Here is a 23,308-nt window from a genome sequence, read left to right on the forward strand (position 1 = left end):
CTGGGCGGCGCGAGGATCAGTTGGCCCGCGCAGGCCCGCCCCACCACCCGGTGGGGAGTCGCTCGCCCACACGGCGAGGATCCACAACAACCACCAGAAACCCGGTGAACGTTAGTGGACGCCGCACTAGATTTCCTCGACCGGCAGGTGGTCACACCGTCCGGTTCCTTCAACCCGAAGCAGGTAATCCGATGGGCCCACGCACCCCGAGTCCCGTGCGCATCCTCGTGGTGGACGACGACCCGGGTGATGTCCTCATGATCGAGGAGGCCCTCGAGGACTCCGACGTCGACAAGGTGATCGACGTGGTGAACGACGGCCAGGAGGCGATGGAGTTCCTCCGGCGGGAGGGCCGGCACGGCGACGCCCGGCGCCCGGACGTCATCCTGCTCGACCTGAACATGCCCCGGATGGACGGGCGGCAGGTGCTCGGCGAGGTCAAGCGGGACGATGACCTGCGGACCATCCCGATCGTCGTGCTGACCACCTCCAACGCCGACACCGACATCGTCGGCAGCTACACCCTCCAGGCCAACGCGTACGTGACGAAGCCGATCGACCTGGACGACTTCAACGACGTGGTGCGCCGCATCGACGAGTTCTTCGGCCGCGTGGTCGTGCTCCCCAAGCACGCCTGAGGCTCGACGGCTCCGGGTCGCGGCGCGGCGGCAGACGCGCCGAGCTGGAGCTGTCGGAGTCCCGGCACGCGGATACTGAACATTTTGTGGGAACCGCCGCGCGCGTCGCCGTCAGCCAGCAGGATCGGCAGGTGGGGAAGTAACACCAGCTGCCTGGGGGGCGACAGTATGAGGTTCTCCGTCGTTGAGACCGGCTATGACCAGCGGCAGGTGGATTCCTGCCTGGACGAGCTGGGCATCCGGTTGGTCCGGCTCGCGGCGCGGGCGGAGAGCGCCGCCGGCGCCGGCCGGGAATTCGACCAGATCCGGCAGGAGGCGACCCACCTCTGCGACTTCCTGCGCCGCCGTACCGCGCCGGCCGAGGGCGACGTCGCCGCCCTCCGGGCCCGCGCCACGGCTGACGAGCGGGCGGCCGCCGAGCTGCTGGACGAGGCCCGCGGCGAGCTGGAGGCCGCCCGGGAGGAGGCCCGCCAGGTGCGCGAGCAGGCGTACGCCGAGGCGGTGCGGGCGCGCCGCGACTTCGAGGCGGCACTGCTGGCCCGCCGGAGGCGGGAGGCCCGGGTGGAGGAGATCCTGTCCGGGGCGCGCGGCGACGCGGTCCCGGCGGACACCCCGACCGCGGCGGCGGGCGTGCCGGCGACCCGGGTCGCCGCGGGCGCGTCCGGTGACCCGGGGGCAGGGTCCGCCGAGCGCAGCGCGGCCGCCTGAACCGGTTAGACCAGCGCCGCGACCACCGTGGTCGCCCGCTCCTCGTGCTGGGCGTACGCGTCGGGGAAGGCCGAGACCTGCACGGCCTGGGCGGCCTGGGTGAGGCTCATGTCCGCCCAGCCGGGCACCTCGTTGAGGGCGCTGAAGAAGGCGCGAGCCGCGTACGCCGGGCGCATGATCTGGGCGATGGTGCCCCAGCCGCTGCTGGGTCGCTGCTGGAACAGCCCGATCGAGTCGTGGTCCGAGCCGCTGCCCTGGTGCGGGTAGTCGTAGGACTCGGGCAGTACGTCGCTGGCCAGGTTGTAGAGATTGCTCTCCTGCATGGCGGTGGCGACGGCCACCACGAGCGCCTTGCGCGGCATCTTCATGGCCCGCCCGACGTCGACGATCGCCTTGGCGTTGTCCATCTGGCGCTGGTCCAGGCCGGCGACCGGGCGGGGGTGCTTCGGCCGGACGGGCTTCTTCGGCGCCGTCTTGGTCGGCTTCGGGCTGGGGGTCGCGACCGGGAGCGGGGTGACCGGCACGGGGATCGGCGGGGCGGCGCGCTCGAAGTCCCGGGAGGCGCGCTGCTGCGCGTCGGCGGCCGCGCGGTCGGCCATCATCTCGCGGACGGGCTCGTGGTGCCGGCCGAGGTCCTTGGCACCGACGAAGCCGATGAGGCCGAGACAGCAGGTCACGCCGGTGGCGACCGCGATCCGGGCGGGGGTGGACGAGAGCGGGCGGCGACGGGGTGGCTCGGTGGCCCGGTGTCGTCCGATCCTCCGTTCGGCCGATGCCGGGTCGATCGTACGGCGAACGGGGGGCTTCTCGGTCGGCTGCTGTTCGGGGGAGTCGTCGGGAGGCACCCGCCGAGGCTAGAAAGCATCTCGGCGCTTGCCATCAAGGTAGTTGGTGGCATGCGCCACAATTTGCCATGATCCGCACCGGCATTACGCTCGGTGATCCACGAAAGGTGCTCTTCTTGCCTTTCGGATTTGTCAGGAATGAGGGAAATAGGAGGATCAAGTCGGCAGATGATCATCTTCCTGGCGGCGTGGTCACGCCTCCTCCGTTCGGCCCATGGGCACCTCGTTCAGCTGGGGTGGTAGTGGGGCCGGAGGGGCCAGGGGCGGCGGTGGCGGGGGCGTGACGGGATCACCGACACCGCCGGCGGGGCGGCTCGATACGATGCGGACGGTGACGGAGCAGATGGTCGATGAACGGGCCGCCGGTGACCCGGCCGGTCGTCGGGACCGGCGGGGACTGGTGGTCATCGCCCTCGCCGTGCTGCTCGCCGCGCTCATCGCCGGCCACCAGGCAGTCCCCAACGTGCACGGCCTGGGCAGCCTGGTGGACAGCGCCACCCCGCTGCTCGGCCTCGGCGTACCCCTGCTCGCCCTCGGGGCGGCGCTGCGCCGCTCCCGGCGGGCGCTGCTGGCGGTGACCCTCCCCGCGGTGCTCTGGCTCGCCCTCTACGGCGGCGTCTGGCTGCCGCCCGCGTCCGGCGCCGGCCCCACCTCGATCCGGGTGGCCAGCCAGAACCTGCGCTCCGGCAATCCCGACCCGGCCGCCACGGTCGACGCGCTCGTCGGCGCGGCCCCAGACCTGATCGGACTGCAGGAGGTCGACAACGGGGACCGGGTGGAGACGGCGCTCGGCCGGCGCTATCCGCACCGGGCCGCGGTGTCGACGGTCGCGCTGTGGAGCCGGTGGCCGATCCGGGACTCCCACGGCGTCGACACCGGCCTGGGCTGGGACCGGGCGTTGCGGGCGGTGGTGGCCGCCCCGCAGGGCGACCTCGTCGTGTACGTGGTGCACCTGGGCTCCGCCCGGGCCGGGCACACCGCCACCCGGGACGAGACGCTCGCCGCCCTCGCCGCCGTCGTCCGGGCCGATCACGCCCCCCGGCTGGTGGTGCTGGGCGACCTCAACACCGCCACCACCGACCGGGTCTTCGTCCCGCTCACCCGGTTGCTGCGCGACGCCCAGGCCGACGCCGGGCAGGGGTTCGGCTTCACCTGGCCGGCGGACCTCCCGGTGACCCGCCCGGACCACGTCCTCTACCGGGGGCTCACCCCCACCGCGGCGGGGGTGCTGCACACCCCCGACAGCGACCACCGGGCGGTGACCGCCGGCTTCCGCTGGTGAGCCGTCAGTGCCGGCCGTTCTCGGCCGGGGTGACGGTCAGCCGGTGCCGGCTGTTGTCCCCGGTCGAGAAGGGCCAGAGGCGGTCGGCGTAGGCGACCAGATCGGCCAGCTGCTCCCGCGTGAGGCCGGCGGAGGAGATCTCGGCGTGCACGTCGGCCCGGTACCGGCCGTCGTCGTCGCGGCCCAGCTTGGCCTGCGCGGTCACCTCGACCGTGTGCGCCTCGTCGGTGATCTCGCCGGCCGCCTCCACCGCAGCGTGGTGCAGGCAGGACGCGAAGGCGGCGGCCAGCAACTGCTCGGGCGTCAGGCCGGTGCAGTGCGGCGCCAGCGGGGACGCCAGGGCGGTGGAGAGGCCGCCGTCGTCGGTGCGAACGTGACCGCCCGCGGCGGTCGCCGTGGCCGTCTCGGGCAGCCAGGAACTCGGATCCGGCATCGCGATTCTCCCGTCACTCACCCGCCCGGCTACCCGGCCCCCGCCCCGCGAAACCGCAGCCGGTCGGGCCTGAGCTGCCGGAAGACGTCAGCGGGCCGGTGACGAGGACCGGCAGCCGGTCGGGTGGGCGTCGACGACCATCGCCTCGGTCGCCTCGGCCGCCGCCCGTTCGGTCCACGGCGACACCGGCGCGCTGCGCTGCCGGGGCATGGCCGCCAGCATCGGGACGTACACCCGGGCGTCCACCACCTCGGCGAGCAGCAGCGCCGCCATCAGGCTGGTCGGTCGGGCGGCCGGGTCGTCGGCGAGGCAGCGCCGGCACAGGTCGGCGACCTCGGCCGGCAGCCCCTCGATCTCCGGCAGCGGTTCCGGTGGCTGGCGCCGGCGCTCGCCCAGCAGTTGGGTCGCGCTGCCGGCCGCGTACGGGAGCCGACCGGCCAGGGCGTAGTAGAGCAGCACGCCGAGGGCGTACATGTCGGCGGCGGGGGTGGCCGGCAGCCGGTCGAGCTGCTCCGGCGCCAGGTAGGCGGGAGTGCCCACCACCATGCCGTCCGGCGTGTGGTCGACCGCCCCGGGCGAGGTGGCGATGCCGAAGTCGAGCACCTTCACCCCGGCCGGGGTGAGGATCACGTTCGCCGGCTTCACGTCGCGGTGCACGATGTCGTGTGCGTGCGCGGCGGCCAGCGCGGCGCTCACCTCCGCGCAGACCCGGACCGCGATCCGCCAGTCCAGCGGGCCGTCGCGCAGGTGCGCCGCGAGCGTCTCACCCTCGGCCAGTTCCATCACGATGTACGGCACCTCGCGCCCGTCCGGCGCCGTGGAGGTGCCGAAGTCGTGCACGCTGGCCACGTTCGGGTGCACCAGCCGGGCCGCGGAACGGGCCTCGGCCCGGATCCGCTCCACCGACGTGGCCTCTTCGTCCAGCCCGGGGGAGATCAGCTTCACCGCGACGGTCCGGTCCAGCACGAGGTCGTGGGCGCGCCACACCTCGGACATCCCGCCGATGCCGACGCGCTGTTCGAGCTCGTACCGCCCGCCCAGCGTCCTCATCGACCACTCCTCGTTCCTCATCCGGCTCCCCGGGTGCTTCGGGGTCGCGGTACCCCGGCGCCGAGCAGGGCAAACCGCCACGGGTTTCGCGCCCGGCGCGGGGCGGAGCGGGGTAGCTTCGCCTCCAGAGGCCGTCGTGACGGCGGGTATCGGCCACGGAACGGAGGGTGCGGGGTGGCTCTGGTGCGCGTACGGTTCGTCGGCGGACCCGCCGCCGAGCTGATGCGGGACCTGCCGGCGGAATCGGACGGGGAGCCGCCGCACCGGTGGATCCTGCGCCACCCGGACGGACGGGCCGGTGGCGAGGCCGATCACCTCTACGAACGGGACCACCGCGACGGCTACGGCACCTGGACCATGCGGTACGTGCGGACCGAGCCGTTCGGCGCCACCGAGTGAGCGTGCTCAGGCCGCCCCGGTGGTGCTCGGCCCCGGCGCCGGGCAGGTCCGCGTGGTGCCGAGGATGACCGAGACCACCAGCTCCGGATCGTCGTGCATCGGCACGTGCCCGCAGCCGGTCAGGTCGAGGTGCCGGGCCGCGGGCAGCCGGGTCCGGGCCAGCGCGGCCTGCCGGTAGGGCAGAATCCGGTCCCGGGTGCCCCAGGCGACGGTCACCGGCACGGTCGGCGCGCCGGCGAAGGCGTAGCCACGTCCGGCCCGGGCCACCGCCTGGAAGGCCCGCGCCTCCCGCAGCGCCCGGGCGTCGGCCAGCGCCGCGTCGAGGGCCATCGCGCTCGGCCGGGCCAGGATCATGCCCATGGCGAGGGCCCGCAACGCCGGTGAGCCGAACAGCGACCGCAGCACCGGCTCGGGCAGCCGGGCAGCGTTGCGGTGCAGGGTCAGCACGGTGAGCGCCCAGCGCAGTTCGCGCGGGGTGCAGAAGCCGGCCGGGGAGAGCGCGGTGGCCGAGGAGACCGCCCCGGCCGCGGCGAGTTCCAGGGCGATCGCGCCGCCGAGGCTGTTGCCTGCCACGTGCGGTCGCTCCAGGCCGAGCGCGGCGAAGACCTCGGCGACGGCCGTGACCAGGCCGCGCATGTCCTTCGGCAGCCCGGCCGCCAGCACCGGTGACCGGCCGAACCCGGGCAGGTCCAGCGCGATCACGTCGTGCGCCTCGGCGAGCCGGTCCAGCACCGGCAGCCAGGCGGCCCAGTGGTGACCGATGCCGTGCAGCAGCACCAGCGGCGACCCGGATCCACGCCGCTCGAAGACCACCTCCACGGGAGCGCTCATCGCCGCACCTCCGGTGGGGTGCTCACGCCGAACCCGCGGCCCAGCGCCCGGGACTGCTCCTCGATCAGTGGCACGGTGGCCGCCGCCATACGCCCGATCAGCCGGTCGGCCAGCGGGCTGACCAGCAGCGACCGCATCGCCTGCACGGCGCCGACGGCCCGGGGCACGTACACCCGGCGTCGGCGGCGCTCGATCGCCCGGACGAACGCCTCCGCACACTCCTGCACGGAGGCGGTCTTCCGCATCGGCCAGGGCAGCTTCCCGAGCGTCGCCGCGAACGCCGGCAGGTCGGCCCGAGCCTCCCGGACCAGGTCGGTGTCCACCCAGGACGGATGGGCCGTCCCCACCGCCACCCCGCGGTGCGCCAGCTCCAGCCGGATGGCGGTGCCGAAGTGCTCCACGCCCGCCTTCGAGGCGCAGTAGGCGGCCATCCCGGGCAGCGCCGCGAACGCGGCGGCGGAGGAGACGATCAGCAGGTAGCCCCGGCGGGCGGTGAGCGCCTCCACCGTGGCGGCGGCCGTCCGCATCACCCCGACCAGGTTCACCTCGACGGTGCGGACCAGGGCCTCGACGTCGCCGACGGCGATGGTGCCCCGGTTGGCCACCCCGGCGTTCGCCACCACCGCGTCGATGCCGCCCAGCGCCGCGACCGTCCCCTCGGCCGCCGCGGTCAGGGCGTCCTGGTCGGTGACATCGGCGGGAAACCACACGTGGCCGGGGCCCAACTCGGCGGCGAGCGCGGCCAGCCGGTCGGATTCCAGGCCCACCAGGGCCAGCTTCGCGCCCCGCGCGGCCGCGAGCCGGGCGGTGTGCTCGCCGATGCCGCGAGCCGCCCCGGTCACCAGCACCACCTTGCCGGCCAGCCGGCCAGGCGGACGATCGTCGATGGACATGCCGGCAAGTTACCACCGGGTAGCCGGCTGCGGAAGGGCCGTCCGGCGGGTCCGCGGCCAGGACCGCACGCCCTGCCCGGCCAGCCATTCCGGGCCGTCCGCGCCGCGCGCCAGCGCCGCCACCGCCAGCATCGCGGCCCGCGCCGCGTCCGGGGCGGCCACGGTCACCGCGCGCCACGGCGAGGCCGGCGACCCACCGGTACGCGGGTCGCGCACCCCGCCGCCGTCCGGGCGCAGCACGTCGGCGGTGACCAGCGCGCCACCGGTCAGCGTCGGCGGCCCCTGCGCCACCCGCCAGCCACCTGCCGGCCCCGGACCCGCCACGGCGAGCCGGGACCCCAGGGCGACCAGCACCCCGGTCCCGTGCCGGGCCGCCACCCGCTCGGCGCAGCGTTGCACCACGTACGCGGTGGCCGTCCCGCCCAGGTCCAGCCAGAGCGGCGGCGGCACCGCCAGCAGCTCGCCGCGCAGCGACACCGCCCGCCAGTCCCCGCTCCGGTCGACCGGACCCCAGCCGGAGCCGCAGGCCGGCACCGGCCCCACCGCGCGGCGCAGCCGGGCCGCGCCGACCGTCGGGTCCACCGCCCCGCCGCTCGCCTCCGCCGCGCCGAGCGCCACCGACACCAGGTCACGCAGCAACGGGCCGGCTGGCACCGACCGGCCGGCAGCCCGGTGCGCCCGGGCCAGCTCCAGCTCGACCGCGCGCAGCCCGGCCAGCCGGCGGGCCACCGTACGCCGGGCCGCCGGTAGGGCGGTACGGTCGGTCACCGCCACCCGCACCGGCCGGTCCCGCCACCACCAGCGGACCTCGAAGGTCCCCTCCACGCTCATGCCGGACAGCGTGCCGCGCGAGACTGGAGGGGACGTTGGCCGTACCTGTGGCCCGGCTGTGCGTCGCGCTCTTCGACGGGCGCCCGCAGTGGGCTCGCCCGCGCCCCGACCGCGCGGTACGCCCCGCCGGGCGCGCACAGCTGGTACACAGGATCGGGACAGGCCCGGCACAGCGGGCCCGTCCACGATGGGGGACATGGTCATGGAGGGGCGGGCCGCGCAGGGCCGGATCGAGCTGCGCCGACCGGACGGTGAGCCGGTGCGGGTGCTGGTGGTGGACGACGAGCCGACGCTCACCGACCTGCTCTCGATGGCGCTGCGCTACGAGGGCTGGCAGGTGTCCACCGCCGGCAGCGGAATGGCCGCGATCAGCACGGCCCGGCAGGTCAAGCCCGACGCGGTGGTGCTCGACGTGATGTTGCCCGACCTGGACGGCTTCCAGGTGCTGCGCCGGCTCCGCGAGGAGGCCCCGACCGTGCCGGTGCTCTTCCTCACCGCCCGGGACGCGGTGGAGGAACGGATCGCCGGGCTGACCGTCGGCGGCGACGACTACGTCACCAAGCCGTTCAGCCTGGAGGAGGTGATCGCCCGGCTGCGCGCCCTGCTGCGCCGCTCCGGCTTCGCGGTCGCCACCCGGGAGGACGCGGTGCTCACCGTCGGCGACCTCAGCCTCGACGAGGACAGCCACGAGGTACGCCGGGGCGGCACCCTGATCACGCTCACCGCCACCGAGTTCGAGCTGCTGCGCTACCTGATGCGCAACCCACGTCGGGTGCTGAGCAAGGCGCAGATCCTCGACCGGGTCTGGAACTACGACTTCGGCGGCCAGGCCAACGTCGTCGAGCTGTACATCTCGTACCTGCGCAAGAAGATCGACGCGGGCCGCGAGCCGATGATCCACACGCTGCGAGGCGCCGGGTATGTCCTCAAGCCCGCGGAGTGACCTGACGGGGCGGGTGCGGGGTCGGCTGGCCGGTTGGTCGCTGCGCCGGCGGCTGGTGTTCTCCGTGGTGGCGCTGCTCGCGCTGGTGAGCGTCGGCATCGGCGGGGTGAGCACCGTCGCCCTGCGCCACTTCCTGATCGGTCAGGTGGACAACCAGCTCACCGCCGGTGAGCGCGGACCCGGTCAGATCCAGCCCTGGTTCCGCGATTCCGGACAGTGGCCGCGCTCGGCGGACGACCAGTCACGCGTGCTGGAACCGCCGCCCGGCTTCCCGCCGCACTCGGTGGCCGTCAAGGTGGTCGACGGCGAGGTCGTCTCCAGCCAGATCCGAACCGAGGCGGGCACCTCGGAGGCCCTGCCGCCCGCCGACGTGGCCCCGCTGACCACGGAGCCCACCGACGGGCAGCCCCGGACCGTCGAGCTGGGCGACCACGGCGAATACCGGGCGGTGGCCCGCCAGGTCAACGACGGCGACATCCTGATCTTCGCCGTCCCGCTCGCCGGCGTAGCGGAGACGATCATGTGGATGATGGTCGCGCAGGCGGCGTTGATCGCCGCCGGGCTGCTCATCGCCGTTGGTCTCGGCGCGCTGATCGTCCGGGCCACCCTGCGCCCGCTGAACCGGGTCGCCGCCACCGCCGCCCGAGTCACCGAGCTGCCGCTGGACCGGGGCGAGGTGGCGCTGTCGGTCCGGGTGCCGGAGGCCGACACCGACCCGCGTACCGAGGTGGGGCAGGTGGGCGGCGCGCTCAACCGGATGCTCGGCCACGTCGCGGCCGCGCTCGCCGCCCGGCAGGCCAGCGAGACCCGGGTACGCCAGTTCGTCGCCGACGCCAGCCACGAGCTGCGTACCCCCCTCGCCGCGATCCGGGGATACGCGGAGGTGGCCCGGCGCGGCCGGGACGAGGTGCCCCCGGACGTGGCGCACGCGCTGCGCCGGGTGGAATCGGAGAGCACCCGGATGACCAGCCTCGTCGACGACCTGCTGCTGCTCGCCCGCCTCGACTCCGGCCGCCCCCTCGCGGCCGAGCCGGTCGACCTCACCGCGCTGCTGGTGAACGCGGTCAGCGACGCGCACGTGGCCGGCCCCGACCACCGCTGGCAACTCGACCTGCCCGACGAGCCGGTGAGCGTCACCGGCGACGGCCACCGGCTGCACCAGGTGGTGGCGAACCTGCTGGCCAACGCCCGGGTGCACACGCCGCCCGGCACCACCGTCACCGCCCGGCTGACCCCGGTGGCCGACGGCGTCGAACTCAGCGTCGCCGACGACGGCCCCGGCATCCCCGCCGACCTCCAGCCGGAGGTCTTCGAGCGGTTCGCCCGGGGGGACAGCTCGCGCTCCCGCGCGCACGGCAGCACCGGCCTCGGCCTGGCCATCGTGGCCGCCGTGGTGGAGGCGCACCACGGCCGGGTCGACATGGCCAGCCGCCTCGGGCAGACCGTGTTCACGGTGCGGCTGCCGGGATCCACAGCCGACGCATAGGTCGTTCATGGGACCGGACCAGCGGGCCGCCCGAGGCTTGCCGGCATGGACAGAACAGAGAGCCTGCTGACCGCGCCCACGGCCGGGTCGCCCGCAACCGACCCGGCCCCCGCGCCCGCCCCGGATCCGGTCCGGACGGAGGCGGCCCGCCCGCCCGCCGAACCGCCACGCCGTGACCCGCACTGGGCGAGACCGGCCCTGGCCGGCCTGCTGTTGGCCACCGCCCTGCTCTACCTGTGGGGCCTGGGCGCCTCGGGCTGGGGCAACGCCTTCTACTCGGCGGCCGTGCAGGCCGGCTCGGAGAGCTGGAAGGCGTTCTTCTACGGCTCCTCCGACGCGGCCAACTCGATCACCGTCGACAAGACCCCCGCCTCGCTGTGGCTGATGGCGCTCTCGGTCCGGGCGTTCGGGTTGAGCAGCTGGTCCATTCTCGTGCCGCAGGCGCTGCTCGGGGTGGCCTCGGTCGGTGTCCTGTACGCGGCCGTCCGCCGCTGGTACGGCCCGGTCGCCGGGCTGGTCGCCGGCGCGGTGCTGGCGGTCACCCCGGTCGCCACGCTGATGTTCCGGTTCAACAACCCCGACGCGCTGCTGGTTTTCCTGCTGGTCGCGGCCGCGTATGCGACGGTGCGCGCGGTGGAGACGGCGAGCACCCGGTGGATCGTGCTGACCGGCGCGCTGGTCGGCCTCGGCTTCCTCACCAAGATGCTCCAGGCGTTCCTGGTGATCCCGGTCTTCGCCGGGGTCTACCTGCTGGCCGCGCCGACCGGCTTCTGGCGGCGGATCCGGCAACTGCTGCTGTCCGGACTGGCCGTGGTCGTCGCCGCCGGCTGGTGGGTGGCGATCGTGGAGCTGGTGCCGGCCAGCGCCCGCCCGTACATCGGCGGCTCGCAGCACAACAGCATCCTGGAGCTGACCCTCGGCTACAACGGTCTGGGTCGGATCACCGGCGACGAGGAGGGCAGCGTCGGCGGCCCCGCCCGGATGGGCGGCGGGGGCGGCGGGCCGTTCTCCGGCCAGAGCGGCCTGCTGCGGATGTTCGACACCGAGGTCGGCGGGCAGATCTCCTGGCTGCTGCCGGCCGCGCTGATCCTGCTGGTCGCCGGACTGTGGGTGGCCGGCCGGGCGGCGCGTACCGACCGGACCCGGGCCGGGCTGCTGCTCTGGGGCGGCTGGCTGCTGGTCACCGGGCTGATCTTCAGCTTCATGTCCGGGATCTTCCACGCGTACTACACGGTGGCCCTGGCCCCGGCGATCGGCGCGCTGGTGGGCATCGGCGTGACCCTGCTGTGGCGCGCCCGGACCGCCCTGCCGGCCACCCTCCCGGCGCCGCGGTACACCCCGTCCGTCGCGTCCGGCCCGGTGCCGCCGATCGCCGCCGGACCGGTTCCGGCGGCGGGCCCGAACAGGCCCGGTGACGCGACGCCGGGCGAGGCGATCGCCGCCGAGGGCACCGAGCCCGCCGCCCCGGCCCGCCCGGAACGGCGGCGCGCCCTGGTCGCCACCGGCACGCTCGCCGTCACCGTCGCAGTAACCGCCTGGTGGTCCTGGCACCTGCTGGGCCGCAGCACCGACTGGTACCCGGGGCTGCGGACCGCCGTCCTGGTGGTCGGCCTCGCCGCCGCCGCGCTGCTGGTGTTGGTCGACCGGTTGCCGCGCCGGCTCGCCCCGGTGGTGCTGGCGCTCGGCGCGGCCGTTGCCCTCGCCGGTCCGGTCGCGTACTCGCTGGAGACGGCGGCGACCCCGCACACCGGGTCGATCCCCAGCGCCGGCCCCTTCGTCCTGGGCACCTTCGGCCCGGGGGGTCGCGGTGGCTTCCCCGGCGGCGGCGGCTTCCCGGGCGGGCGGGACGGCGGCACCGGCCAGAACGGCCAGTTCCCTGGCGGCCAGAACGGTGGCAGGGCCCAGCGCGGCCAGTTCCCGGGCGGCGGCCCGACCGGGCAGGTCCCCGGCTTCCCAGCTGGCGCCCAGGGTCAGGGCCCGGGCGGCGATGGGCGGTCGCAACGCGGCGGCGGCATGGCGGGGCTGCTCGACGCCCGCGAGCCGAGCACGGAGCTCAAGGCGCTGCTGGAGGCCGACGCGGACGACTACACCTGGGTGGCCGCGACCGTCGGTTCGAACAACGCCTCCGGCTACCAGCTCGCCACCCGCGAGCCGGTGATGCCGATCGGCGGCTTCAACGGCAGCGACCCGTCCCCGACCCTGGCCGAGTTCCAGCGGTACGTCGCCGATGGGAAGATCCACTACTTCATCGGCGGCGGCGGGTTCCGGGCCAACGGCGGCAGCAACGCCTCCCAGGAGATCGCCACCTGGGTCGCCGAGCACTTCAGCGCGAAGACCGTCGACGGGGTGACCGTGTACGACCTCCGCAGCGGAACGCAGGGGTGACCATGACCTGGACGAGTGAACCCCGGGCGGCGGTAGCGGCGCGGTCGACGACGCCCACGGCGGTGCTGGACGTGGTGATCCCGGTGTACAACGAGGAGGTCGATCTCGGCCCCTGCGTACGGCGGTTGCACGCCCACCTCACGGGGCACTTCCCGTACCCGTTCCGGATCACCGTGGCGGACAACGCCAGCGTCGACGGCACCCTCGCGGTCGCCGAGGCGCTCGCCGCGGAGCTGCCCGAGGTGGGCGTGCTGCACCTGGACGCCAACGGTCGGGGCAGGGCGTTGCGGGCGGCCTGGTCGGTCTCGCCGGCGCCGGTGCTGGCGTACATGGACGTGGACCTCTCCACCGACCTGGCGGCGCTGCTGCCGCTGGTGGCGCCGCTCATCTCCGGCCACTCCGACCTGGCGATCGGCACCCGGCTGGCGCGGACCAGCCGGGTGGTCCGGGGCGCCAAGCGGGAGGTGATCTCGCGCGGGTACAACCTGCTGCTGCGCGGGACGCTCGCGGTGCGCTTCTCCGACGCCCAGTGCGGGTTCAAGGCGATCCGCGCCGACGTGGCGGCGGGGCTGCTGCCGCTGGTCCAGGACACCGGCTGGTTCTTCGACACCGAGCTGCTCGTGCTGGCCCAGCGGGCCGGGCTGCGCATCCACGAGGTGCCGGTGGACTGGGTGGACGACCCGGACAGCCGGGTGGACGTCGTCGCCACCGCGCTGGCCGACCTGCGCGGCATCTGGCGGCTCGGCCGGGCGCTGGTGACCGGGGCGCTGCCCCTGGCCGACCTGCGTACGCAGCTCGGGCGGGCGCCCCTGCACCCGCCGCCGGCCCAGGTGCCGGTCGGGCTGGCCCGGCAGCTCGTCCGGTTCGCCGCGATCGGGGTGGCCAGCACGGTCGCGTACCTGGTGCTGTTCGTGCTGGCCCGGGCTCCGCTCGGGGCGCAGGCGGCGAACCTGCTCGTGCTGCTGGTGACCGCGGTGGCCAACACGGCCGCCAACCGCCGGCTCACCTTCGGTGTCACGGGTCGCCGGCACGCCGGCCGGCACCACCTCCAGGGATTGCTCGCCTTCGCCCTCGGCCTGGCCCTGACCAGCGGGTCGTTGGCGCTCCTGCACGCCGCCGCGGGCACCCCACCCCGCGGCGTGGAGCTGCCCGTGCTGGTCGCCGCGAACCTCGCGGCCACCGCGCTCCGGTTCACCCTGCTCCGCCTCGCCATGCACCACCGCCGCCCCGGACCACCGGGTCGATCATGAGTTGTTGTCGCGACACGCCGAGGGACATGACGACACCTTCGTGATCACCGCGGGGCGGGTGGGAGGCTGGTGGGATGTACCGGGAGCGGGCCGCGGTGGGGGTCGCCGGGGCGGTGGTGTGGGAGGGCATCGCCGCCGGGGCGGCGCCGGCGCGGGTGCTGCCGGACGGGTGTCTGGATCTGCTCTGGTCCAGCCGGGCCGGGCTGCTGGTCGCGGGGCCGGATCGGACCGCTCAGCTCTCGGTCAGTGTGCCGGGGGAGCGGTGGGTCGGGCTGCGCCTGCCGCCCGGCGTCGGACCGGCCGTGTTCGGGGTGCCCGCGCACGAACTGCGGGACCGGCGGGTGCCCCTGGCCGACCTGTGGGGGCGGGCGGCCACCGAGTTGGCCGAGCGGATCGAGGAGGTCCGCGCCGAACCGGTCGCCGCGCTGCTGGAGACGGTGGCCGTGGCGCGGCTGCGGGCGGCCGGCGGACCCGACCCGCTCGGGGTGCGGATCGCCGCCCGGCTGGCCGCCGGTGCGACCGTGGCGGCGGCCGCCGCCGAGGTCGGCCTCGGCGCGCGGGCCCTGCACCGGCGCAGCCAGCTCCTCTTCGGGTACGGCCCGAAGACGCTCGCCCGCATCCTGCGGATGCGCCGCGCCCTCGACCTGGCCCGTGCCGGCGCCCCGCTGGCCGAGGCCGCCGCGCTGGCCGGGTATGCCGACCAGGCCCACCTCACCAGGGACGTGAAGGAGTTGGCCGGCGTATCCCCGACCCGCCTGCTGCCGACGAACCCGGCCTGACCGGCGCGGCGGCGGGTCAGTCCGTCTTGAGCGGGGCGAACAGGTCGACGGCGTTGCCGTCCGGGTCGTGCAGGACCGCGTACCGCTGGCCCCAGAAGGCGTCCCAGGGCGGCAGGTGGCCGTGGTGGCCGGCGGCGGTCAGCTCGGCGTACCAGCGGTCCACCTCGGCCGGGTCGGCGCAGCGAAAGGCCAGGCTGGTTCGCGGGCTGCCGGTCGGCGGGGTGAAGTCGGGGTCGAAGCTGCGGATCGTCTCCACCGTGTCCCAGGCCAGCCGGACGCCGTTGTCCAGGGTTGCCTCCACGTGTGGTTCGTGCTCCGCGCCCGGCGGCACCGGGAGCCCCAGCCGGCGGTAGAAGTCGAGCGTGCGGCCCATGTCGGTGACGACCATGCCGATCAGGTCGAAGTGCGGTGTCATGTCGGCCACGGTAGGGGCGGGCGGGGCCGGCTGTCTTGAACGGATCGGACGGGGGCTGAGTGACCGGTGTGGCCCGCACGGCTCGGTCCGAGGGCGTACGGTTGGGGACAAGTCCGGCTTAGAGGGTGAAAACCCTCATATCGGGCTGGGCTTCGACAACGGGCGAGGGGAAGGGAGCAGCCGTGACGCACCTGGCCTACCTGGACGCGGGGTCCGGCAGCCTGATCGTGCAGGCGGTGGTCGGCGGGGTCGCCGGAGCCGCGGTCGCCGCCAAGCTCTACTGGCGCCGCCTGGTCGCGCGGTTCCGCCGCCAGCCCACTGACCAGGGCTGACCCGCGTGGCCGTCTCCGACACCGGCGTACGCGTCGAGCCCGGCTCCTTCCGGGACCCCGGCAACCGGATCTTCCACCGACACGGCGAGGTGCTCCGCGGCCTGGACGACCGGTCCGCCCGCGACTGGCGGGCCCTTGCCGCCAGCGACTTCTTCCGCGACCTGCTCGACACGGGAAAGGTCTGCGGCACCGAGGAACTGATCCCCACCCCGGTCGACGTGCCCTGGGCGGCGGTGCTCCGGCACGAGCGCATCCCGTTCGTCTCCCACCCGTACGAGTGGTCGTACGCGATGCTCCGCGACGCCGCCCTGTTGCACCTTGAGATCCTCGCGGCGGCCCTCGCCGCCGGGTTCACCACCAAGGACGGCTCGGCCTACAACCTCCAGTGGCGGGGCGCCGCGCCGGTCTTCATCGACGTCGGCTCGTTCGAGCCGGCCCGCGACGGGGAGCCATGGGCCGGGTACCGGCAGTTCTGCCAGACCCTGCTCTACCCGCTGCTGCTCCAGGCCCACCTCGGGCTGGACTTCCAGCCCTGGCTGCGGTCCCGGATCGACGGCATCGAGCCGGACCAGATGCGTCGCCTCTTCGGCGGTGCCCGCCGGCTGCGGGCCGGGGCGCTCACCCATGTCCACCTGCACGGCGCGATGCAGACCCGCAACGCCCGTGCCAGCACCACCGACGTACGCGCCCAGCTCCGGGCCGCCGGGTATTCCCGCGAGCTGGCCGTGGCGACCGTACGCGGCCTCGCGAAGCTGGTCCGCCGCCTGGACCACCGGCCGGGGGAGAGCCACTGGGCGGACTACCAGCGCACCTGTGCGTACTCGGTGCCGGACCGGCGGACCAAGGAGCAGTTCGTCGACCGGGCGGTGGCCGCCACCGGCCCGGGGCTGGTGCTCGACCTGGGCGCCAACGACGGCCGGTACGCCCGGATCGCCGCCCGGCACGCCGACCACGTGGTCGCGGTCGAGCAGGACCCGGCGGTGGCCGACGCCCTCTACCGGGCGCTGCGGGACGAGCGGGAGCGGCGGATCCTGCCGCTGGTGATGGACCTGGCCGACCCGTCACCCGGCGGAGGCTGGCGGGGCGTCGAGCGGGCCTCCTTCGCCGACCGGGCCCGGGCCGACGTCGTGCTCGCCCTGGCGCTGGTGCACCACCTGGCGATCGGCCGCAACATCCCGCTGGCCGAGGTGCTGGACCAGCTCGTCGGGCTGGGCACGGCCGGCGGCACGCTGGTGGTGGAGTTCGTCCATCCCGAGGACCCGATGGCCCGCCGGCTGCTCGCCAACAAGCCGGACGGCCTCTTTCCCGACTACCGGCGGGAGACGTTCGAGGCGCTGCTGACCCGGCACGGCCGCATTGTGCGCCGGGTCGCGCTGCCGTCCGGCACCCGGAAGCTCTACCAGGTGGTGGTGGGTGGCTGAGCAGACCCTCGCGCCCCCGCCGGTCCGGCCGGCCCCACCGGAGCAACCCCGGGACCGGGCGACCTGGCGGGCCGAGCTGGGCCGCCTGGCGGAGGTGCTGGCGCTGGTCGGGTTGGTGGTCACCCAGCCGCTGCTGGACGTGCTCGGCCGCAGCCCCGACTTCTTCCTGTTCCACCGGGCCACCCGGCTCGACGTCCTGCTCCTGGTGGCCCTCGTCGCGATCGCGCCGACCGTGCCGTTCGCCCTGCTCGGCGCGGCCAGCCTGCCCGCTGGCCGGGTCGCCCGGGTGGCCGTGCACACCGTGCTGGTGGGGCTGCTGCTGGCCGCCCTCGCCGTCCAGGTCGGGCGGCACACCACGCCGCTGCGGGGCGTACCGCTGCTGTTGGCGGCGGGCGTGGTCGGCGCCGCCGGGGCGGCTGCGCACCGGCGGTGGCGGGCGCTCGCGCGGGTGCTGCGGGTGGCCGCGGTCGGGCCGGTGGTCTTCGTCGGCCTGTTCCTGTTCGCCTCGCCGGCCTCGGCGGTGGTGCTGCCGCGTGGCCATGCCGGCGCCGCCGGGGTGGCCGGCGCGGGCGCCCACCCGCCGGTGGTCATGATCGTCCTGGACGAGCTGCCGCTGGTCTCGCTGCTCGGCCCGGACGGGAAGATCGACGCCACCCGGTACCCGCACTTCGCCGAGCTGGCCGCCGGCTCGACCTGGTACCGCAACGCGACCGGGGTCAGCGGCTGGACCCCCTACGCGCTGCCGGCCATGCTGACCGGCCGCTACCCGGCCGAACCGTTCGCCCCGCACTACTCGCAGTACCCCGACAACCTGTTCACCGCCCTCGGCGGCCTGTACGAGGTCAAGGCCGAGGAGAGCATCACCCGGCTCTGCCCGCCCAGCCGGTGCGACCAGCCGGTCAGCCCCCAGCAGGGGCTCGGGGTGCTGGTCCGGGAGAGCGGCAAGCTGCTGCGCCAGGTCACCGCGCCGGTGGACAGCCGGGTCGACCCGGAGGCCTCGTACCGGGAACTGACCCGGGCCGAGGCGGGGCTGGACGCCGCCGAGCCGGTCCCGGACGACCCGAAGTTCCGCTGGGACACGCTGGACGACAACCAGCCGGCCCGGTTCACCAGCTTCCTGGCCGGGCTGCGCCCGTCGTCCCGGCCCACCCTGCACTTCCTGCACCTGCTGATGCCGCACTCGCCGTGGGCGTACCTGCCGTCCGGGGCGCACTACGCCGCGCCGGAGGACCTGCCCAACGACGGCGCCGGCTGGGTCGACCTGGCCCGGGCGCGGCATCTGGCCCAGCTCGGCTACACCGACCGGCTGATCGGCGAGACGCTGCGCACCCTGCGCGCCACCGGTCTGTACGACAAGGCGCTGATCCTGGTCACCGCCGACCACGGGGTGAGCTTCCTGAAGGACTGGCAAGGCCGGGGGCTGGACGCCATCCACCACGCCGCCGACCAGGTCGCCTGGGTGCCGATGTTCGTCAAGCGGCCCGGCCAGCGCACCGGCCGGGTCGACGACCGGAACTGGGAGCACGTGGACCTGCTCCCCACCATCCTGGACGAGACCCACGTGCGGGTCCCCTGGCGGATGGACGGCCGCTCGGCGAAGCAGGCCCCCCGGGGGCGGGCCGACAAACGCTTCTACGACCGGCCCGGGCAGCCGGTGACGATCACCGGCGGGGTGCCGAGCCCGCCCGCCCGGGCCGCCCCCGACCCGCTGGTCGGCACCCGGGTCGGGGACAAGCCCGCCGGGGGTACGGCGACGGTGGCGAACCTCGCCGCGTTCCGCGCCGTCGACCCGGAGCACGGGGAGTTGCCCGCGCTGGTCTGGGGCACCGTGCCCGCCTCGGTGCCGGACGGAACGAGGCTCGCGGTGGCGGTCAACGGCACGGTCGGCGCGGTCGTCCCGGTCGTCCCGCCGGAGAACGGCGGCCGGCGGTTCGCCGCCCTCCTCCCCGACGACCGGCTCTTCGCGGTCGGCGCCAACCGGCTGGACATCTACCGGGTCGGCACCGACGGCAGCCTGCGACGGCTCACCGTGTCCTGACCGTCCGCCGGCCCCCGGTAGCCTTGCGGACCGCCCCGGAGGCGGCCGGCGTGGTCGCGCTTCCACAGGGTTTCCGAGCCGGCAAGTCGGGAATCGGGTGACGCATACCTCACCCTCGAACCATGACGAGCGGTGTCCTCCCGACCGTGACTACGGTAAAAGCGAAGGCAATTCAATGAAGATCTTGCCGGCGAAGCGAGGAACACATGACGGAAGTCAAGCTCGACCACCCCGGTGGGCAGCTGTCGATGCCGGTGCAGTCCGCGGTCGAGGGCCCCGCCGGCATCAAGGTGGGCAACCTGCTCAAGGAAACCGGGATGACCACCTACGACCCCGGTTTCGTCAACACCGCGTCCTGCTCGTCCGCGATCACCTACATCGACGGTGACGCGGGCATCCTGCGGTACCGGGGCTACCCGATCGAGCAACTGGCCGAGAAGTCCTCCTTCCTGGAGGTCTCGTACCTGCTGATCTACGGCGAGCTGCCCACCCAGGCCCAGCTCACCGAGTTCAGCGAGCGGATCCGCCGGCACTCGCTGCTGCACGAGGAGATGCGCCGCTTCTTCGACGGCTTCCCGCGCGACGCGCACCCGATGGCCGTGCTCTCCTCCGCGGTGAGCGCCATCTCCACCTTCTACCAGGACAGCCTGGACCCGTTCGACTCCGACCACGTGGAGATGTCCACGGTGCGGCTGATGGCGAAGGTGCCGACCATCGCCTCGTACGCGTACAAGAAGTCGATCGGCCAGCCGCTGCTCTACCCGGACAACTCGCTGGGCTACGTCGAGAACTTCCTGCGGATGACCTTCGGCGTGCCGGCCGAGCCGTACGAGGTCGACCCGGTGGTGGCCCGGGTGCTGGACATGCTCTTCATCCTGCACGCCGACCACGAGCAGAACTGCTCCACCTCGACCGTGCGGCTGGTCGGCTCCAGCAACGCCAACCTCTTCGCCTCGGTGTCGGCCGGCGTGAACGCGCTCTTCGGCCCGCTACACGGCGGCGCCAACCAGGCCGTGCTGGAGATGCTCCAGCGGATCCAGGCCGACGGCGGCGACGTCCGCTCCTTCGTGCAGAAGGTGAAGGACAAGCAGGACGGCGTGAAGCTGATGGGCTTCGGCCACCGGGTCTACAAGAACTACGACCCGCGCGCCGCGATCGTGAAGAAGGCCGCTCAGGACGTGCTCGGTCGGATGGCCAAGCCGGACCCGCTGCTGGACCTCGCGGTGCAGCTCGAGGAGATCGCCCTCGCGGACGACTTCTTCGTCTCCCGCCGGCTCTACCCGAACGTGGACTTCTACACTGGCCTGATCTACAAGGCCATGGGCTTCCCGACCAAGATGTTCACGGTGCTGTTCGCCCTGGGCCGCCTCCCCGGCTGGATCGCCCAGTGGCGCGAGATGATCAACGACCCGGAGACCAAGATCGGCCGCCCGCGGCAGATCTACACCGGCTACCCGCAGCGGGACTACGCTCCCGCCGCGGAGCGCTGACCCCGGTCCGCACGACGAAGGCCGCCGACCCCCTGCGGGTCGGCGGCCTTCGTGTCGGGTGGGGGGCCGGTGCGTCAGCCCACCACGGCGCGGAGCGGGATCTGCGCGTCCCGAATGGCGCTCACCAGGTCACGCAGGAACGGGTGCTCGTCGGCCGGCAGGCCGTCCGGGTTCGGGATCACCAGGTAGGCCGACCCGTTCGCCACGGAGACCCGGGCGGTGTCGGTGTACCGGGCGACGACCGCTGCGGCGCGGTCGCGGTCACCGGCCGCCACCTCGACCGTGATCGGCCGCCACTCGCCGCCCAGGTTCTCCGCCGCCGGTGCCGCCGCCGCGGCCGCCCGGGCGGGGTCGACACCCGCCGTGCTCCGCAGACCGCTGCGGTTCGCCGCCGACGGGTAGAGCAGGGCGTTGGCCACCAGGTGCAGCCCGTTCTCGTTGTACGCCCGGAAGAGCGGGTTGAACGCGAACAGCACCGCCCGGCCGGCACCGGTGGGCTCGTCGACCAGCGCGACCGTTCCCTTCAGCGCGTCCGCGTGCACGGTGTAGCCGTTCGCCCAGAAGGTGTCGTCGGACGGGTAGCTGAGCACGTTGGTGCCGGTGGTGCTCGGGTTGAGGATCGAATCGCTGTTGTTGAACTCGAAGTCCTCCGCCGGGCGGCCCAGCGCGACCGGGCTGTCGTGGTCGACGTCGACCCGCAAGTGCGAGCCGATCATCTGGTAGCCCGCCGGCTTGGTCTTCTCGGTGGTGGAGGTGAGGCCGGCGGCCCGGGCCATCCGGGTGCCCTCGTTGCGCAGGCCGAGGTAGGTGTGGCCCTGGGCGATCCAGTTCCGCAGGTTGGCCTGCCCGGCGGTGGTGAGCCCGCCGGTCGAGCTGCTGCCGTCCGGCACGAGCAGCACCGTGCGCCCGGTGAATGCCGGCGTGTTGTCGTTGATGTCGGCGGTGGTCACCGGCTTCAGGTCCAGGCCCCATCGCTTGCCGAGCACATACCGCGCCTCGCCGTGCGAGCCGGAGGTGGTGGAGATGCCGGTGCCCTGGAACAGCCCGACGTCGGGCAGGTCCACCGGCGTTCCGCCGGCCGCCGTGGCCTGCGGAGTCAGGGTCACCCCGAGGGACCGGGCGAGCCCGTCGATCTCCTGGGTCAGGCTCGTCGCCGGGAAGCCGACCACACTGGTGTCGAGGTCGTGGACGACCGGCACGCCCTGGCCGAGCAGCCGGAAGGTGAGTTCGGCCGCCGCCGCGGAGTCCAGCGGGTACGCGTACGAGCCCTTCGCCCCGGCCGCCGAGGTCTTGCCGCCGGAAATCTGCCGAACCAGCTGGGCCTGGGGCCGGACGTCGTCGGCCGTGTAGATGGTGTCCACACCCATCAGCAGCGGATTGCTCCAGGACGACACGTCGTAGAAGTACGGGAACGGCACGTACGGGTCCTCGCCCATGATCGCCTGGATCCAGTGCTTCTGCGGCTGGTCCATCGGGATCCAGTACGCGCCGACCGGCACGGTGACGTCGGTCGCCGAGCGGCCGCCGAAGATCCGGGCGGTCGGCACCGTGGTCGACTTCGTCACCTCGTACACCTCGACGTCCATCCGGCGTAGCCGCTCGACCAGCCGGCGCACGTCGCCGAGCTGACGGTCGGGGAGCAGGAAGTACGACCGGACCTTGAGGTCCGGCACCGGGAACTGGACGGTGTTGGTGGGCTGGACCACCTCGTTCGGCTCCAGTACCCCGGCCCGGCCTTCGGCGAGCGCGTCGGTCCAGATCTTGAAGTAGCTGCTCAGCACCTCGTGCTTGTTGGTGGCGGCCCAGCCGAGCGTCGACCACTGGGTGTTGAACTGCTGCTGGACCCGGTCGGCCACCGCCGACGCGCTGCCCTTCTCGAAGGTCATGCCGGCGGCGCCGAAGCCGGCGGCGGGCACCGTGTCGCCGTACCCCATGAAGAACATGTCGTACGTCGCGTAGTTGAAGTAGCACTCACTGGTGACGGCTCCGCCGCAGGCGCCGTTGAAGCCGAAACCGGCCTTGTTGGCCTCGCCGATCCGGTTGATCCAGTCGACGGCCTCGCCGGCGATCTCGTGGTGGATCGGGTCGGCGTTCGGCGGGAAGAAATACTGCCGGCCACCCATCTCGTGCGCGTCGATGAAGACCTGCGGCGGGTACTGCCGCAGGAGCTCGATCTTGCCGTCGGTCTCCTGCTGGGTCCGCGCGAACCAGTCCCGGTTCATGTCGAAGCCGTACTCGTTCTGCCGGCGGCTGGCGTCGCGGCCGTCCGGGTTCTGCGTCGGCACGATGATCGTGACCAGGTTGTCGTTCCGCTCCGCGACCGCACAGGACAGGCCGGAGGCCAACTCGTAGAGGGTCTTGAGGGCGGCGTCCGTGCCGCTCTTCTCCCCACCGTGCACGTTCGCGGTCACCCAGACGATGGCCGGGCGGTCGGTGGCGGTCTCGGCCGCCTTCTTCGCCGTGATCCGGCGCGGATCCCGCAGGTCGCGGATGTCATTGGCGATCTGCTGAAGGGCGCCCCGCTGGACATGCCGCTCGTTGGAGACGATGGCGTACGGCAGCGGCTGGCCGAGCACGCTCGTGGCCATGACGCCGGTGACGACGCGGTCGGAGGCGTCGTCGACGGCCTTCAGGTAGCTACGGACCTCGTCGTTGGTGACCACCCGCTCCTGGCCCGTGCCGAGCGGAAAGCCCAGCGTGGACTCCGGGCTGGGCACGGTGGACAGCCGGGCGGCGGGGTCGGTGCTGCAGCCGGGCGTGGTGGTGGCGCCGGCCGGGGCGGCGCCGAGCAACGGCGTCAGGCCGGCCAGCAGGAGCATTGCGGTGACGCTGGCCGTTCTTCTGGCGGGGACCGCCCCT

General features: G+C 74.0%; 21 protein-coding genes. 13 read left to right on the forward strand and 8 right to left on the reverse strand.

Annotated features, from left to right (window positions below; genetic code table 11):
* Window positions 1-191 precede the first annotated feature (191 nt).
* Window positions 192-638 (forward strand): response regulator, encoded by a 447-nt coding sequence (locus tag ACFYOS_RS33010; protein WP_387150158.1) that lies wholly within the window; start codon window positions 192-194, stop codon window positions 636-638.
* A gap of 168 nt (window positions 639-806) precedes the next feature.
* A complete protein-coding gene (locus tag ACFYOS_RS33015) occupies window positions 807-1,346 on the forward strand; it encodes an ATPase (protein WP_387150161.1) in 540 nt (179 codons plus the stop codon).
* A gap of 5 nt (window positions 1,347-1,351) precedes the next feature.
* Here the strand turns inward: ACFYOS_RS33015 and ACFYOS_RS33020 are convergent, their stop codons facing one another.
* Window positions 1,352-2,191, reverse strand: coding sequence for a hypothetical protein (locus ACFYOS_RS33020; RefSeq protein WP_387150163.1), 840 nt, complete (start codon window positions 2,189-2,191; stop codon window positions 1,352-1,354).
* A gap of 331 nt (window positions 2,192-2,522) precedes the next feature.
* On the opposite strand from ACFYOS_RS33020, the gene ACFYOS_RS33025 reads away from it, so the two are divergent.
* The gene (locus tag ACFYOS_RS33025) at window positions 2,523-3,473 is read left to right on the forward strand and encodes an endonuclease/exonuclease/phosphatase family protein (protein WP_387150165.1); all 951 of its coding nucleotides are present in this window, start codon (window positions 2,523-2,525) and stop codon (window positions 3,471-3,473) included.
* A 4-nt stretch (window positions 3,474-3,477) separates the two neighbouring features.
* On the opposite strand, the gene ACFYOS_RS33030 is transcribed toward ACFYOS_RS33025, so the two are convergent.
* Window positions 3,478-3,906 (reverse strand): OsmC family protein, encoded by a 429-nt coding sequence (locus tag ACFYOS_RS33030; RefSeq protein ID WP_387150168.1) that lies wholly within the window; start codon window positions 3,904-3,906, stop codon window positions 3,478-3,480.
* Between the two features lie 87 nt (window positions 3,907-3,993).
* A complete protein-coding gene (locus ACFYOS_RS33035) occupies window positions 3,994-4,956 on the reverse strand; it encodes a serine/threonine-protein kinase (protein WP_387150171.1) in 963 nt (320 codons plus the stop codon).
* Window positions 4,957-5,139: 183 nt separating this feature from the next.
* Between ACFYOS_RS33035 and ACFYOS_RS33040 the strand changes: the two genes are divergently transcribed.
* A complete protein-coding gene (locus tag ACFYOS_RS33040) occupies window positions 5,140-5,355 on the forward strand; it encodes a hypothetical protein (protein ID WP_387150173.1) in 216 nt (71 codons plus the stop codon).
* A gap of 6 nt (window positions 5,356-5,361) precedes the next feature.
* On the opposite strand, the gene ACFYOS_RS33045 is transcribed toward ACFYOS_RS33040, so the two are convergent.
* The 3 genes from ACFYOS_RS33045 to ACFYOS_RS33055 are packed head-to-tail and all read right to left on the reverse strand — an operon-like array spanning window position 5,362 to window position 7,910.
* Complete coding sequence (locus ACFYOS_RS33045; RefSeq protein WP_387150176.1) at window positions 5,362-6,186, reverse strand: alpha/beta fold hydrolase; 825 nt, start codon at window positions 6,184-6,186, stop codon at window positions 5,362-5,364.
* Window positions 6,183-7,079, reverse strand: coding sequence for an SDR family oxidoreductase (locus tag ACFYOS_RS33050; RefSeq protein ID WP_387150179.1), 897 nt, complete (start codon window positions 7,077-7,079; stop codon window positions 6,183-6,185). The genes ACFYOS_RS33045 and ACFYOS_RS33050 overlap by 4 nt, the downstream gene beginning before the upstream one ends.
* 9 nt (window positions 7,080-7,088) lie before the next feature.
* On the reverse strand, window positions 7,089-7,910 hold the full coding sequence (locus ACFYOS_RS33055; protein ID WP_387150181.1) for an FAD:protein FMN transferase: 822 nt from the start codon (window positions 7,908-7,910) through the stop codon (window positions 7,089-7,091).
* Window positions 7,911-8,112: 202 nt separating this feature from the next.
* Here ACFYOS_RS33055 and ACFYOS_RS33060 point away from each other — a divergent pair, with 202 nt between their 5' ends.
* The 5 genes from ACFYOS_RS33060 to ACFYOS_RS33080 all read left to right on the forward strand — a co-directional run bounded on the left by ACFYOS_RS33060 (window position 8,113) and on the right by ACFYOS_RS33080 (window position 14,753).
* Complete coding sequence (locus ACFYOS_RS33060; RefSeq protein WP_387150227.1) at window positions 8,113-8,853, forward strand: response regulator transcription factor; 741 nt, start codon at window positions 8,113-8,115, stop codon at window positions 8,851-8,853.
* Window positions 8,831-10,339, forward strand: a complete 1,509-nt coding sequence (locus ACFYOS_RS33065; RefSeq protein WP_387150184.1) for a sensor histidine kinase — start codon at window positions 8,831-8,833, stop codon at window positions 10,337-10,339. Before ACFYOS_RS33060 ends, ACFYOS_RS33065 begins: the two co-directional genes overlap by 23 nt.
* 45 nt (window positions 10,340-10,384) lie before the next feature.
* Complete coding sequence (locus ACFYOS_RS33070; protein WP_387150186.1) at window positions 10,385-12,724, forward strand: ArnT family glycosyltransferase; 2,340 nt, start codon at window positions 10,385-10,387, stop codon at window positions 12,722-12,724.
* A 2-nt stretch (window positions 12,725-12,726) separates the two neighbouring features.
* On the forward strand, window positions 12,727-13,974 hold the full coding sequence (locus ACFYOS_RS33075) for a glycosyltransferase (RefSeq protein ID WP_387150189.1): 1,248 nt from the start codon (window positions 12,727-12,729) through the stop codon (window positions 13,972-13,974).
* Between the two features lie 74 nt (window positions 13,975-14,048).
* Entirely contained in the window at window positions 14,049-14,753 is a 705-nt protein-coding gene (locus tag ACFYOS_RS33080) for a helix-turn-helix domain-containing protein (RefSeq protein WP_387150192.1), read from the forward strand.
* Window positions 14,754-14,769: 16 nt separating this feature from the next.
* Here ACFYOS_RS33080 and ACFYOS_RS33085 read toward each other — a convergent pair whose 3' ends face one another.
* On the reverse strand, window positions 14,770-15,168 hold the full coding sequence (locus tag ACFYOS_RS33085) for a VOC family protein (RefSeq protein ID WP_387150195.1): 399 nt from the start codon (window positions 15,166-15,168) through the stop codon (window positions 14,770-14,772).
* 182 nt (window positions 15,169-15,350) lie between these two features.
* On the opposite strand from ACFYOS_RS33085, the gene ACFYOS_RS33090 reads away from it, so the two are divergent.
* The 4 genes from ACFYOS_RS33090 to ACFYOS_RS33105 all read left to right on the forward strand — a co-directional run bounded on the left by ACFYOS_RS33090 (window position 15,351) and on the right by ACFYOS_RS33105 (window position 20,449).
* Window positions 15,351-15,500, forward strand: coding sequence for a hypothetical protein (locus ACFYOS_RS33090; protein ID WP_167604403.1), 150 nt, complete (start codon window positions 15,351-15,353; stop codon window positions 15,498-15,500).
* Between the two features lie 5 nt (window positions 15,501-15,505).
* Window positions 15,506-16,921: a class I SAM-dependent methyltransferase gene (locus tag ACFYOS_RS33095; RefSeq protein ID WP_387150198.1), complete on the forward strand. Its 1,416-nt coding sequence runs from the start codon at window positions 15,506-15,508 to the stop codon at window positions 16,919-16,921.
* Window positions 16,914-18,959, forward strand: a complete 2,046-nt coding sequence (locus ACFYOS_RS33100) for a sulfatase-like hydrolase/transferase (protein ID WP_387150200.1) — start codon at window positions 16,914-16,916, stop codon at window positions 18,957-18,959. Before ACFYOS_RS33095 ends, ACFYOS_RS33100 begins: the two co-directional genes overlap by 8 nt.
* 206 nt (window positions 18,960-19,165) lie before the next feature.
* Window positions 19,166-20,449, forward strand: a complete 1,284-nt coding sequence (locus ACFYOS_RS33105) for a citrate synthase (protein WP_387150203.1) — start codon at window positions 19,166-19,168, stop codon at window positions 20,447-20,449.
* A 74-nt stretch (window positions 20,450-20,523) separates the two neighbouring features.
* On the opposite strand, the gene ACFYOS_RS33110 is transcribed toward ACFYOS_RS33105, so the two are convergent.
* Window positions 20,524-23,268 (reverse strand): M14 family zinc carboxypeptidase, encoded by a 2,745-nt coding sequence (locus ACFYOS_RS33110; RefSeq protein WP_387150206.1) that lies wholly within the window; start codon window positions 23,266-23,268, stop codon window positions 20,524-20,526.
* Window positions 23,269-23,308: the final 40 nt, after the last annotated feature.

The organism is Micromonospora sp. NPDC005806, from assembly GCF_042871425.1.
Lineage (GTDB): Bacteria > Actinomycetota > Actinomycetes > Mycobacteriales > Micromonosporaceae > Micromonospora.